This is a genomic window from Actinomadura sp. 6N118, assembly GCF_044326415.1.
GTDB lineage: Bacteria > Actinomycetota > Actinomycetes > Streptosporangiales > Streptosporangiaceae > Spirillospora.
Window position 1 is genome coordinate 213,015 of record NZ_JBIRAZ010000001.1, and the last position, 13,424, is coordinate 226,438.

The 13,424-nt window shown below is 70.3% G+C and carries 11 protein-coding genes; 5 read left to right on the forward strand and 6 right to left on the reverse strand.

What is annotated here, in order from left to right; all coding sequences use genetic code 11:
• Positions 1–46: 46 nt before the first annotated feature.
• A complete protein-coding gene (locus ACH34W_RS00900; RefSeq protein WP_395958696.1) occupies positions 47–2,338 on the reverse strand; it encodes a hypothetical protein in 2,292 nt (763 codons plus the stop codon).
• A 176-nt stretch (positions 2,339–2,514) separates the two neighbouring features.
• Positions 2,515–4,440, reverse strand: a complete 1,926-nt coding sequence (locus ACH34W_RS00905) for a Xaa-Pro dipeptidyl-peptidase (protein WP_395958697.1) — start codon at positions 4,438–4,440, stop codon at positions 2,515–2,517.
• Positions 4,441–4,677: 237 nt separating this feature from the next.
• Between ACH34W_RS00905 and ACH34W_RS00910 the strand changes: the two genes are divergently transcribed.
• From ACH34W_RS00910 to ACH34W_RS00920, 3 genes are all read left to right on the forward strand, one after another.
• On the forward strand, positions 4,678–4,896 hold the full coding sequence (locus tag ACH34W_RS00910) for a DUF4236 domain-containing protein (RefSeq protein WP_395958698.1): 219 nt from the start codon (positions 4,678–4,680) through the stop codon (positions 4,894–4,896).
• A gap of 192 nt (positions 4,897–5,088) precedes the next feature.
• The gene (locus ACH34W_RS00915) at positions 5,089–5,556 is read left to right on the forward strand and encodes a hypothetical protein (RefSeq protein WP_395958699.1); all 468 of its coding nucleotides are present in this window, start codon (positions 5,089–5,091) and stop codon (positions 5,554–5,556) included.
• Between the two features lie 59 nt (positions 5,557–5,615).
• Positions 5,616–6,113, forward strand: a complete 498-nt coding sequence (locus tag ACH34W_RS00920) for a GNAT family N-acetyltransferase (protein WP_395958700.1) — start codon at positions 5,616–5,618, stop codon at positions 6,111–6,113.
• Between the two features lie 89 nt (positions 6,114–6,202).
• Here ACH34W_RS00920 and ACH34W_RS00925 read toward each other — a convergent pair whose 3' ends face one another.
• From ACH34W_RS00925 to ACH34W_RS00935, 3 genes are all read right to left on the reverse strand, one after another.
• Positions 6,203–7,642: a PepSY-associated TM helix domain-containing protein gene (locus ACH34W_RS00925; protein WP_395958701.1), complete on the reverse strand. Its 1,440-nt coding sequence runs from the start codon at positions 7,640–7,642 to the stop codon at positions 6,203–6,205.
• 121 nt (positions 7,643–7,763) lie between these two features.
• Positions 7,764–8,330 carry a hypothetical protein gene (locus ACH34W_RS00930; RefSeq protein WP_395958702.1) on the reverse strand — a complete coding sequence of 189 codons (567 nt, stop codon included), beginning with the start codon at positions 8,328–8,330 and terminating at the stop codon, positions 7,764–7,766.
• 89 nt (positions 8,331–8,419) lie between these two features.
• Entirely contained in the window at positions 8,420–9,865 is a 1,446-nt protein-coding gene (locus ACH34W_RS00935) for an aldehyde dehydrogenase family protein (protein WP_395958703.1), read from the reverse strand.
• A gap of 170 nt (positions 9,866–10,035) precedes the next feature.
• Between ACH34W_RS00935 and ACH34W_RS00940 the strand changes: the two genes are divergently transcribed.
• Positions 10,036–11,502, forward strand: coding sequence for a sulfatase (locus ACH34W_RS00940; protein WP_395958704.1), 1,467 nt, complete (start codon positions 10,036–10,038; stop codon positions 11,500–11,502).
• Between the two features lie 67 nt (positions 11,503–11,569).
• Here the strand turns inward: ACH34W_RS00940 and ACH34W_RS00945 are convergent, their stop codons facing one another.
• Entirely contained in the window at positions 11,570–12,259 is a 690-nt protein-coding gene (locus ACH34W_RS00945; RefSeq protein ID WP_395958705.1) for a dihydrofolate reductase family protein, read from the reverse strand.
• Positions 12,260–12,347: 88 nt separating this feature from the next.
• Between ACH34W_RS00945 and ACH34W_RS00950 the strand changes: the two genes are divergently transcribed.
• Positions 12,348–13,424 (forward strand): ATP-dependent DNA ligase, encoded by a 1,077-nt coding sequence (locus ACH34W_RS00950; protein WP_395958706.1) that lies wholly within the window; start codon positions 12,348–12,350, stop codon positions 13,422–13,424.

Here is a 13,424-nt window from a genome sequence, read left to right on the forward strand (position 1 = left end):
GGTCAGCGGCCGAGTGGTTGAGGCCGGGAGCCCTGCGGGCGACGGGTCAGCGGCCGCGTTGGAGGCGTGTCTGCATGGCTGAGGTGATCTGGGTGCTGTAGATGCCGCGGCCGAAGGTCGCTGCGAACAGGCGGCCGGACACGGCGTTGAACTCGATATCGTTCACCGGCGCCAGCGGAAGGTGGCCCAGGCGCAGCCAGAAGCGGCCGGACGGGGCGCCGGCGTAGACGCCGACGTCGGTGGCCACGAACAGGATTCCGGCCGGGCCGATGACGATGTCGTTCACCGGTGCTTCGGGCAGAGTGCCGGTGACGTCCCGCCAGTTGGCGCCGCCGTCGGTCGTGAGCAGCACGTGGCCGCCGGTGCCCTGCGCGCGGTAGCCCGAGAGCGTGGCGAACGCGCGCCGGGCGTTCCGCGGGTCGACTGCCACCCGGGTCACCCAGGGCTGATCCTTGAGCAGAACGCGCCAGCTCTGGCCGCCGTCCGTCGTGGCCGTGACGCGGCCGTCGTCGGAGCCGACCAGGATCGACTGCGGGTCGGTGGCGCTCGGCGCGATCGTGGTGAGCGTGCCGAACGGGTACACCTCGTCGCGTCCCGGGCCGCCGGTCAGGTCGGGGCTGACGGGCGTGTAGTCGAGGCCGTTGGTCGAACGGTAGAGCCGGTTGCTGCCGAAGTAGACCGTGCCGGTCGCGCCGGGCTGCAGGACGACCGGGCTGAGCCAGTTGTACCGGTCCTCGTCGGCCAGGCCGCGGAACGGCACCAGCGTGTCGCCGCCGTCCGCCGAACGTGAGCAGAAGCCGAACTGGTAGCAGCTGTAGACGATGTTCTGGTCGGCCGGGTCGATGACGTTGGCCTCGCCGTCGCCGCCCTGGAACTCGTTCCAGCGCGGGCCTCCCCACGTGCGCAGCGATCCGTTGTCCTGTGTGCCGCCGGCGATGCGGGTGGCGTCCTGCGCGCTGACGGTCAGCGTGTAGAACTGGGTGAACGGGTGGTTCACGGCCATCTGCCAGGTGTTGGTCCGGCCGTTGGCGTCGGAGCGGTAGACGCCGCCGTCGTTGCCCTCGTACACGCGGCCCGGCACCTTGGGGTCCCAGGCGATCGCGTGGTGGTCGACGTGCATGCCCTGGTTGGACGTCCAGCTCTTGCCGCCGTTGGTCGACTCGAGGAGCGAGGCGGACGGGATGAGCACACGTTCGGGGTCGGCCGGGTCGATCCAGACATGGCCGGTCCACCAGTACGGCACGTCGCCGGGCGGCAGCGCCGCCGTGGCGAACGAGCCGCCGCCGTCGTCGGAGACGTAGAAGCCCTTGTGGTTACCGAACTGCCCGTACGTCGAGGTCAGCACGTAGACCCTGTCCGGGCGTGAGGGGGCGATGCCGACGCCGATCCGGCCCAGCCGCGGATCGCTGCGCAGTGCGATGTCGTCACCCGGCGTCGGCGCGGTCACGTTGTCGAGGCGCGTCCAGGACGCACCGGCGTCGAGCGAGCGGTAGAGGCCCGAGCCGACACCGCCGTAGCGGCGCAGGTCGGGTTCGCGGCGCCGGTCCCACAGTGTGGCGAAGAGGCGTTTGGGGTTGGCCGGGTCGATGGCCAGGCCGCTGGCGCCGGTCGTGGCGTTCGGGACGTCCAGGCTCCGGGTCCAGCTGCGGCCGCCGTTGGAGGAGACGTAAACGCCGCGTTCACCGCCCGGCCGGAACAGCGAGCCCGTCGCGGCGACGTAGAGCCGCTTGGGGTTCGCCGGGTCGATGGCGATGAACGAGATCGTGGCCGACTTGCGGAGACCGACGTTCTTCCAGGTCCGGCCGCCGTCGGTGGACTTGTAGATCCCGTCGCCCTCATAGGTGATCGAGCCGCCGCCGGGGTTGGACTCGCCGGTGCCGACGTAGATCGCGCCGTCGGGGCTGGTGGCGACCGCGCCGATGGCCTGCGGGTACGACTCGGGCCAGATCGCGGTCAGGGTGCGGCCCCGGTCCGTGCTCTTCCACATGCCGCCGCTGGCCGCCGCGACATAGATGGTGTCGGCCCGGCGCGGGTCGACCGCGATGCCGGTGACCCGGCCGCCGATGTTGTCGGGTCCTTCCGACCGCCACCGGACGCCGATGCCGGGCTTCTGCCGCGCGGCGGCACCGGCCTGGATCAGCGCGCGTTCGGGCAGCCCCAGGCCGCCCGAGGTGTCCTGCAGGGCCTTGAACTCGCCCGGTGCCGCCGGTCCCAGGCGCGGGGGTACCCGATCCGCCTGGGCCGCGGTGGGGGCGGCGAGTGTTGAGGACGTGAGAACGGCCGTGAGGCCCAGCGCGAGCGCGGCGCGCAGGACAGGGGAACGTGAGGGGAACGGCATGGGGGGTGCCTCCAGGGATCGTGTTCGATCTCCTCCGGCATCACTCGTAACGCGGCGCCCTCGAGCCGTACATCCACAGCAGTTCACGAACTTCCGTGCGTTTCGCTCCAACTGTCGCGAAGTCCGCTGCTGACCGCCCCGCCCGACCTGCCTCCCTGGCCAAGGCTGGCCGCCCACTAGCTGCACATGGCCGGGCCGCGCCAAGCGGACTTGGTCTGCGGGGCGACGAGTGCGGAGGCACCCGAGCCGCCGAAGACGACCGGGACGGTGATGCTGCTGCCCGCGAGGTCCACCGTGACCTGGGACCCGGTGGCGGTCTCGGCGAGGTAGTCGGTGTCGGTGCCCGCGATGACGAGCGCCAGGCGGTGACCCTTCTTGAACACGTAGTCCTGCGGGAGGGTCTGCCACTTCACGCGGTGGAACTTGCCGGGCGTGAGCGGGGTCGGGTTGGTCAGGGACAGGCGGTTCTGGGCGTCGATCCAGCCGCGCGCCACGACGTTGACCGGGCTCGTGACCGTGCGGATCGGCGTCTTCTTGTAGCAGGCGTCGTCAGCCGGGATGCTCTCGCCCCAGCAGTCCTCGGCAGGCAGCTCGTCCAGGCCGCCGCGGGCGCCGAGATAGTCGACGCGGGCGTCGGTGCCGTAGTCCACCAGCATCGCGGTCAGGTTGCTCGTCGGCTTGTCGAGCTTGACCTTGAGGTCGGCGACCGGGGTACCCGACAGGCGGGCGTTGCCCGGCAGCGGCTGCGACACGTACGCGAGGCGGTACGGCTTGGCCGTCGTCGGGTCGGAGACCAGGTCGGCCTCGGAGGCCTCGGTGTCGGTGAACGAGGCGGTGCTGCCCTTGGCCGCGGCCTTCAGACCGAGCGAGCCGCCCGCGCCGGGCCGGAGCGCGACCTTGCGGCTGCGGGCGGCCGGCCAGTCCGGCTCCTTGATCCACTGACCCGGTGCGACCTCGACATCGGCCTTGGGGGTGCGGTGGATACCGTTGTTGATCTTGAAGAGCTCGCTGTCGAACCAGCGGTGCAGCACCGGCACCCACGTCTCGCGGCGGAAGTCGAACGGGTCGGTGTGGCCGTACTGGCCGACCCAGATCTTGCGCTTGACGCCCTGCTTCTTCAGGCCGTCCCACCAGCGCGAGAAGTGCACTGGCTGCACGTTGAGGTCGTTCACCGTGTGGAGGACGAAGACGCTGGCGCGGACGTTGCGGACGTCGCCGTACGTGCCGTGCCGGTAGTTGCTGTTGGCGAAGAACTTGTTGTAGTTGCCGGTCGCGTCGTCCTCGCCGACGTGCAGCGCCTGGCGTACGGCCGCGCACTTCTCGTCGGGGTCGCTGTCGACCACCTTGGCCAGGTAGTCGTGGTAGTTGTCGGCGAACTTGGCGCCGTTGCTGCGGATGTACTCGTACCAGCTGCTGATCGCCGAGATCGGCACGATGGTCGACAGGCCCTTGACGCCCGTGGCCGCCACGCCGTTGGCCAGCGTGCCGTCGTACGACTTCCCGATCATGCCGGAACGGCCGTTGTGCCAGCCTGCCTTGACCTTCGTGCCATCGGCGCCGTACGCGGTGCCGCGCCCGTTCAGCCAGTCGATGACGGCCTTGCCGCCCGCGATGTCCTGCACCTGCCCGGTGCCGGGACACCCGTCGGACTTGGTGGTGCCGAGCATGTCGATGGCCAGGTAGGCATACCCGCGCGGCACGAAGTAGTTGTCGTAGAACAGCGGGAACTTGAGGGGATTGCCCGCCGCGTCGTAGGTCTTCTTCTCGGCCTCGTTGCCGCGCCCGAGGTTGTCGAAGTACGGGCTGTTGTCGATGATGACCGGTGACTTCAGCCCCTTCTGTGTCTCCTTGGGCCGCACGATGTCGACCCGGACCCGGTCGCGCTTGCCGTCACCGTCGCTGTCGAGCGACGACTCGACGTACACGTATTCGCGGATCGCGTCCTTGTACGAGAAGACCGGCTGTGTGACGCCGCCCTTCACCACGATCTTTGGCGCCGCGGCCTGGGCGTCGGCGACGCCGCCCGCGCCGATCAACGCCGTACCGGACAGCACGGCGATCGCGATCGTTTGCGGGGTTCGTCTCAGGGATCTCCTGGGCAACCCGCACCTCCGGAGGGGAATCGAAAGGATGATCTCTACGGAGGCACAGGTTCCTCGCTGACGGGCGCCAGGTAAATATCCAGGCTTCAGTAACTCTGGCCGGTTTTGGTCGCATCTTGCCGTTGCGGTTCCGGGTGGACCCCTAAGGCAGTTCGGCCCTGTCTGTTTTGGGTGGGTACGGGTGGTTGCCGGGTGTCCGGGCACCCAGCGGAGGTCTCGAGTCGATCAGGAGGAGCGATGGGCTGGGGTTATCGAAAGTCAATCAAGATGGGTCCGTTCCGGATCAATCTGTCCAAGTCGGGCGTCGGACACAGCGTCGGCGGACGCGGCGCCCGCTACACCCGCACGGCGGACGGCCGCCGGGAGATGACGTTCCACATCCCCGGTACCGGCCTGTACTGGCGGCGCCCGATCGGCCGCCGCTCAGCCCGCCGCTGGCCCCGCCGCCGCAGCTGACCGCCACTACCGGCCGCCGCCGGCACATGCTGGGCGAGCCGGCGGCGGCCCACGGTCGTGGCTGCCGCGCGCAATCCGATCCTGGCCGACCTGTTCGCCGAGGGGATGGACCGCACCCGGACTTACCTGCAGGGATCCTGAACGGCCGCTACGATCGTCCTTTCTTGATCAATTCCCCCAATGGAGGCCGTCTTGAATCGAAGCCTTCTTGTCTCTATAGGACTGGTCCTCGGGCTTGCCGCCGCCGGGTGCGGAGGCGACGACAAGCCCGCCGCGTCCGCCACGTCCGAGTCTCCGAAGGCGGTGGCGTCCGGTGGCGTGGCGCCCCAGAGCCCGGAGGCCGAGCCCGTGCCGAAGGCCGCTCCGGCACTGCAGAGCCTCGCCAAGAAGATCAGCCAGGCCGGGCTCGGCTGCCCGGCACCCACGGCGGGCGAGGTGGCCGGCGGCACCAAGGTCAGCTGCCCGGTGAAGGGCGAGCAGACCAACATCGAGCTGTACAGCTCCGCGGCCGGCTACGAGGCCGCCCGACAGATGATCAAGGGCACGGGCGCCAAGGTCTGCAGCGTGACCGACGACATGACCTGGTTGATCACGCCGGAGAGCAAGGCGGTCGCGACCACCATCCAGGCGGCGGTCGGCGGCAAGGTCGTCTGCACCTAGGATCCGCTACGCCCAGGATCCTGTTTGGTGCTGTTCGTCCGATCCGTACAGTGGTCGGCGTGGAAATCACGCCGATGTTGCCCGAGCACGCCGACGAGGTGCTGGCCATCTTCCAGGCCGGGATCGACAGCGGGGACGCGACGTTCGAGACCGTCTGCCCGGCCTGGGAGAAGTTCTCCGCGGGCAAGCTGGCCGACCACCGTTTCGTGGCCCGGGACGCCGACCGCGTCCTCGGCTGGGCGGCGCTCTCGCCGGTTTCCGACCGGCCGGTGTACGCCGGGATCGCGGAGGTCTCGATCTACATCCATCCCGAGGCGCAGGGCCGCGGCGCGGGCCGCGCGCTGCTCGGCGCCCTGATCGACTCCAGCGAACGCGGCGGTCTCTGGACGCTGCAGGCGGGCATCTTCCCGGAGAACGCCGCAAGCATCCGGCTTCACGAGTCCCTGGGCTTCCGGCTGGTCGGCGTACGCGAACACCTGGGCCGCCACGACTTCGGCGGCCGGTCGGTCTGGCGCGACGTGGTCCTCCTGGAACGCCGCAGCGACATCGTCGTCTAGCCCTTCGCGCGGTCGTCCAGCCCTTTCGCGTGGCCGTCCAGCCCTCCGCGTGGCCGGGCATCGAGGTGCCCGGCCCCGCGGAGGTGAGGTCAGCCGAAGCGGCGTGACAGGGCGGGGACGCGCTGGACGATCGCCACATCGATGAGCAGCGCGGCCAGCATCGTGATCCCGGCGAGCGGGAAGAGCAGGCCGGCCACGAGCATGATCGCGGCCACGCCCAGGGTCGTGCGCCGGTCCGCTGGACGGCGGGGAGCCCCGACCGAGCCGCGCGGCCGCCGCTTCCACCACATCCACACGCCCGTCACGGTCAGCGTGATCAGTGCCAGGCAGGCCGCGAGCATGACCGCGATGTTGGCCGGTCCGTACCGGCGTCCCTCGTGCAGCGAGATGCCCTGCTCGACCGCCTTGGCGAGCGTGCCGTACTCCTTCCAGCCGTACGAGCCGATCACCGCGCCCGAGTACTGGTCGACGTGCATCGTGCGCTCGTCGGCCGGGTTCGCGACGGATCCGACCGTGATCGTGTAGACGCCGCGTTCACCCTTGGGCAGCAGCACCTTGTAGTCGCACGACGCGGGAGGGCAGTGCGGAGCCCGGGCGGCGACCGCCCGCAGCGCCTGCTCGACCGGGATGGCGCCCACCGTGCTGCCTGAGGTGCCACCGTGTTGCGCGTGCCCGGACGAGGGAACGGGCTGTTCCTCGGCCGCCCACGGAACCTTGGTGTCGGGGTCCTGGGAGAGGTCACCCGCCTTCGCCGGCGGTGTGGAGCTCCGCTCGTACTGCTCGCCCTCGGGCGGGGTCGAACCGATCTTGGCGCTGACCTTCTTCAGGCCGTCGCCCCAGACCCCCGACCACGGCAGCCCGCTGATGATCAGGAAGACGATCACCACGCCCGCCCAGACCCCGGTCAGCGCGTGCACGCGGCGGAGCAGCGGCCGTCCGGCGCGGTTCTTCACCCGCTTGCGCGCCGGGCCGCGCCACCACAGGTAGACGCCGCTGCCGGCGAGGACCAGCGCCCAGCAGGCCGAGGTCTCGACCACCCGGTCACCGATGGGGCCGACCATCAGCTCGCCGTGCAGCGTACGGATCTTGCGCATCAGCGTGGCGGAGTCGTCGACCTCGCCGAGGACCTTGCCGGTGTACGGATTCACGTACACCGAGACCCCTTGGGCGAACGGGCCGGATTCCGTGCCGGCGAGGATCACCCTCGTCGACCGGTCGGGACGGCCGGCCGGAATCACCGACTTGAGCGCACGGCCGGGCCGGGTCGCCTTGGCGGCGTCGATCTGTGTGCTCAGCGGCTGCGCCGTTCCGCTCGCCGAGACCGAACGCAGGTCCTTGTAACGCCAGTTCTCGTAGGGGTCCTTGAAGAGGTAGAGCGAACCGGTGGCGGCCAGCAGCACCAGTACCGGGGCCACGATCAGCCCGGCGTAGAAATGCCAGCGCCACACAGCGCGGTAACGCCGCCCTTGGGCCGGAGCGGGCGTGGGCGAAGTCCCGGCCTTCGGCCGGGCAGGGGTGTCCACGGACACGTCGATCTCCTAGATCTGCAGAGTCAAGGGGGGCTCGTCGGGCCCACAGGGCTCAGCGACGAGGTGAGCGCCCGAGAGAGGGCGCGTGCGGCCCACCCCGCGCTCCACACGGAGAGCGGGGTCAGACGGAGATCGGACGTGGGGGACCGCGGCGGGCGATGACCGAGCGGAGGACCTCGGAGACCGGGACGGCCACCTGGCGTGGAGCCGGCAACGGCCGCGCCGGGACCGGCACATCGGGAAGCAGGACGAGCAGCAGCGGCAGGGTGCGCGCGCATGCCCAGGCGACGAGGGCGCACAGCCGGGCCTCGCCGCGTTCCAGCCAGAACGCCGTGAGCAGGGCCATGATCGCGTGCCCCAGCAGCATGGTCATCGAGGTGGCGTCGTGGACGTGCTCGCCCGCCATGGCCGGATTGTCGGCCTCTACGACGGTGTGCCCCGCGCCCCACGAGAACAGGTGGTGGAGGCCGTACTGGGCGACGAACGTGCTCGGCAGCAGCAGGACGAGGGTTCGTTCACGCCCGCCCAGTGCGTAGGCGCCGCCGAAGACCAGCAGCACCGCCAGGCCGAGCGTCCCCGCCGGGACCGGCGTGCCACCGGCGTACACGTGCGTCCCGGCGGACATGAGCACGCACACCGCGGCGAAGAAGATCGCCCGCAGCGAGCGAAGCCCAGGACCGGGGAGCACGCGCACATCGTGCCAGGTCCGCCGCCAGATCACACCCTCCGTACGGCGCCGGGCCCGCAGCCGGTTCAGAAGCCGGGCCCGCGGCCGGTTCAGAACTCGAACAGACCCGCCTTCTCGCGCGTGTACGCGAGCACCGAGTCGTTGCCGTAGCCGCTGTCCTTGGTGCCTTCGAGCGGGAACATCACCTTGCGGTACGTGTTGACCCAGACCGTCCCCGTGTCCAGGCGGCGGAACATGCGCTGAGCCGTGCCCAGGTCACGCGTCCACACCCCGGCGGCCAGCCCGTAGACCGAGTCGTTGGCGAGGGCGATCGCCTCCTCCTCGGTGTCGAACGGGAGCGCCACGGCGACGGGGCCGAAGATCTCTTCCTGGCAGACGCGCAGCGAGTTGTCGGACGTGGCGAAGAGCGTCGGCTCGACCCAGTAGCCGCCCGCGTGCGCCTCGTCCACGAGCTCGGCGCCGAACCGGCCGCCGAAGATGAGCTCCGCGCCCTCCTTCGCGCCGATCTCCAGGTACGAGGTGACGCGCTCGTACTGCTCCGCCGACACGATGGGGCCCATCGTGGTGTCGGGCGAGAGGGTGTCGCCGAGCCGGATCCCGGCGGCGATCTCCTTCATCCGGGAGATCATCTCGTCGTACACCGGGCGCTGGATGAGGATGCGCGAGCCGCCGTAGCAGATCTGGCCCGCGTTGGCGGTGAAGATGGCCTGGGTGGTGACGCCCGGGGCCGCCCTGTCCAGATCGGCGTCGGCGAAGACGATGTTGGGAGACTTGCCGCCGAGCTCCAGGGCGAGCGGCTTGAGCGACTCGGCGGAGGCGCGGGTGATGATCTGCGCGGTGCCGACGGAGCCGGTGAGGCTGACCTTGTTGACGTCCCGGCCGCGCACCATCGGATCGGCGACCTCCTCGCCGAGCCCCGACACGATGTTGAGGACGCCCGGCGGCAGCACCTCGCGCAGCAGCTCGCCGAACCGGAGCGAGGACACCGTGGCCTGCTCCGCGGGCTTGATGATGACGGTGTTGCCCGCCGCCAGCGCGAACGCGGCCTTGGCCGAGAGCGTGGAGATGGGGGAGTTCCACGGGATGATCCCGAGGACCACGCCGTACGGCTCGCGCCGGGTGAGGCCCTGGCTGCCCGGGCCGAAGTCGACGCTGCGGCCCTCGACCGCGGCGGCGCACTCAGCGGCGGCGTTGGTCCACAGGTACGTCATGCCGGGCAGGTCGCGCTTGGCGGTCTCGGTGATGAGCCTGCCGTTGTCGATCGTCTCCAGCTCGGCCAGTTCCTTGGCGTTCTTGGCGAACACCTCGGCGACCTTGCGCAGGTAGTGCGCCCGCCCGGCGGCGGGCATGCCCGACCACTTGGGGAACGCGGCGCGGGCGGCCTCGACGGCGGCGGCCGCGTCCGCGGCACCGGAGCGCGGGATCGTCGCCCAGACCTCGCCGGTCGCCGGATTGACCGAGTCCAGCGTGCGGCCGTCCGCGGCGGGCCGCAGCTCGCCGCCGATCAGGTTGGAGTAGTCCCGGACCTCTGTCATCGCCGTCCCCTCTGCCTACGGTCGTACGGCGACCAAGCGTACGCTTGGTCAACCCTCCAACGGAAGCCCGGGGCGGTCAAGGTCACGCCCGGCCGGCGTTGCGCGGACGATCAGCAAATCCCTACTATCCCGATTAGTTAACCATCTTAGTAGGGAAAGTAGGTTTTATCGTGGCTGAAGATCAGGGCGCCCCGGGGGTCACCCGGCGCAGTGCGGGGGCGGCCCTCGGCACGGTGGCGGCCGCCACGGCAGCGGGCACTGTGGCGGGCACGGCACTCGGTGCGGGCACGGCCGACGCCTCCGCCCCGGACTCGACGCCCGAACGGCGGTTCCGTGCGAACCCACAGGCCAAGTCCGCCAGACGCCCCAACTTCCTGGTCATCCTCGGCGACGACCTCGGCTGGGCGGACCTTGGCTGCTATGGATCGCCGCACATCCGCACGCCCAATCTGGACCGGCTGGCACGGCAGGGTGTGCGCTTCACCGACGCCTACTCGGCGGCTGCGGTCTGCTCTCCCACGCGGTTCGGGCTCTACACCGGGCGCTATCCGGGACGGCTTCGGGGCGGGCTGGAAGAGCCGATCGCCCGTCCCGACAAACTGCACGGCATCCCGCCGGGCCATCCGACACTCGCCTCGCTCCTGAAGGACTCCGGCTACGCCACCGCGATGTTCGGCAAGTGGCACTGCGGCTTCCTGCCCTGGTACAGCCCCGTCAAGTCCGGCTGGGACACCTTCTTCGGCAATCTCTCCGGCGCCGTCGACTACTACTCCAAGGTCACCAGCACCGGCGTGGACCTCTACGAGGGGGAGGTGCCGGTCGAGGACCTCGGCTACTACACCGACACCATCGCCGCCCGCGCCGCCGACTTCGTCCGCGAACGGCGTGACCACGACGATCCCTGGCTTCTGAACCTCAACTTCACGACGCCCCACTGGCCCTGGGAGGCGCCGGGGGACCGCGAAGTGAGCGCTCAGATCACCGCGCGCGTGAAGGCCGGTGACAGCCGGGCGCTCTGGCACGAGGACGGCGGGTCGCTCGACACGTACCGCGCGATGGTCGAGAGCCTGGACGCGGCGGTCGGCCGCGTGCTGCGCGCGCTCCGCGAGACCGGGCAGGAACGAGACACGTTCGTGTTGTTCTCCAGCGACAACGGCGGCGAGCGCTTCTCCCATCAGTGGCCGCTGTCCGGCCAGAAGGCGAGCCTGAACGAGGGCGGCATCCGGGTGCCCAACATCCTGCGCTGGCCGGTCCGCGTCCGTCCGCGCCAGGTCAGCCGCGTCCCCGTCATCACCCAGGACTGGACCGCGACGATCCTGGAGGTGGCCGGGACGAAGCCCGCCGCCGGCCATCCGCTCGACGGGCACAGCCTCGCCCCGTACCTCCTCCGCGGAACACGCGAACCGCAACACGACCTGTTTTGGCGCACCAAGTCCTCGCGGGCGCTGCGACGCGGCCGCTGGAAGTACCTGCGTGGCCCGGTGGAAGGCGGCGGGGCCACGACCGAGCGCCTGTACGACCTCACGATCGACCCGCGCGAACAGGCCAACCTCGCCCTCCGCGATCCCGAGGTGCTCAAGCGGTTGAAGGCCCGCTGGGAGGAGATCGACAAGGAACTTCTGCCGTACGCGTCCTGACTTCGCCGACAGCGTCGGCGGTGCACCCCTCACCACGGGCCCTCACCCCGACCTGAAGGCCGGAGCACTAGCCCGCAGATCGGTAGCGGAGGAAGAGAACGGCCTCGTCCTCGTAGAGGGCGGTCAAGGCGAGGTCAATGGGGGCCGGAAGCTCGCCGAGGAGGGGGGTGGTGCCCAGCAGGGCCGGGGCGATGTTGAGGCAGAGCTCGTCCACCAGGCCCTCCCGGATCAGTGAAGTCGCCAGGGCCGGGCCGCCCTCGCAGAGCAGGCGTTCAAGGCCGAGGGTCTCGCGGAGCTCGCGGATCGCCGCGGGGAGGTCCAGGTCTTCTTGACCTGCGGCGACGACCTGGATGCCGGAGGGCACGGCAGGGGCGGCCGCCTTGGTGGTGACCACGATCGTCGGCGTCTCAGCCTCGGTGAAGAGCGGCAGTGACCAGTCGAGATCGAGGCTGCGGGACACGACGACGATGGGGGCGGGCGGGCCGCCCCGGCGTTCACGCAGGTCGGAGCGGAGGCGGGCGGGGCCGAGCCGGCCGGTCCGCACGGTCGCCGCCCCGACGAGGATCGCGTCGGCCAGGGCACGGAGGGTCCGGAACACCCTGAAGTCGGCCTCTCCCCCGAGGCCGTCGGTCCACCCCTCGGCGTCGGTCACCGAGCCGTCGGCGCTCATCACCATGCCGATCCGGAGGCCGGGCGCGTCCCCGTACGCCTCGTACGGGTCGATGCCGGTGGCGGGATCGGGCAGCAATCGGCGCATGACCTGCACAGTAGACGAAGGAATCGACGCGGACGGGAGGGGCGGACCGGCGTTTCGCTCTGTCGGTGGCGTGGGGGAATATGGGGAGATGGAGCTGCCGATCAGTCCGCCGCTGGCACCGATGCTGGCCAAGGCGGTCAAGACCATGCCCAAGGGCGATGTGCTGTACGAGCCCAAGTGGGACGGCTTTCGTTGCATCGTGTTCCGCGATGGGGACGAGGTGGAGCTGTCCAGCCGCGGCGAAAAGCCGCTGACCCGGTACTTCCCTGAGCTGGTCGAGGCGGCCAAGCGGGAGCTGCCCGAACGCTGCGTGGTGGACGGGGAGATCGTGCTGCGGAAGGGGTCGCGGCTGGATTTCGACAGTCTCCAGCAGCGGATCCATCCGGCGGCGTCCCGGGTCAAGCTGCTGTCGGAGGAGACTCCCGCCTCGTTCATCGCGTTCGACCTGCTCGCCCTGGGCGACGAGTCGCTGATGGAGACCCCGCTGGGCGAGCGGCGCCAGCGGCTGGTCGACACGCTGGCGGGCGTCAAGGCACCGGTCCATGTGACGCCGGCCTCGGATTCGTACGAGCTGGCGCTGCAGTGGTTCGACGAGTTCGAGGGCGCGGGCCTCGACGGGGTGATCGCCAAGCCGCGCGACACGCCCTACGAGCCGGACAAGCGGGTCCTGTGGAAGGTCAAGCACGAGCGGACCGCCGACTGTGTGGTGGCGGGCTTCCGATGGCACAAGTCGGGGCCCATCGTGGGGTCGCTGCTGCTGGGGATCTACAACGACGAGGGCCATCTGCAGCATGTGGGCGTGGCGGCGTCGTTCACGATGAAGCGCCGCGAGGAGCTGGTGGAAGAGCTGAAGCCCTATCTGCTGGAGGATCTGTCCGATCATCCATGGGGCGAGTGGGCACAGCAGAGCGAGGCGACCGTCGACCGTATGCCGGGGGCGATCTCCCGCTGGACCGGCAAGAAGGACCTGTCCTGGGTGGCCCTGCGGCCTGAGCTGGTCGTCGAGGTGGCGTACGAGGCGATGGAGGGCAACCGGTTCCGGCACACCGCGCGGTTCCGGCGGTGGCGGACGGACCGCACGGCCAAGTCGTGCACGTACGAGCAGCTGGAGGTGCCGGTCGCCTACGACCTGGACGACATCTTCGCGGGCGGCGCAGGTTCCTGA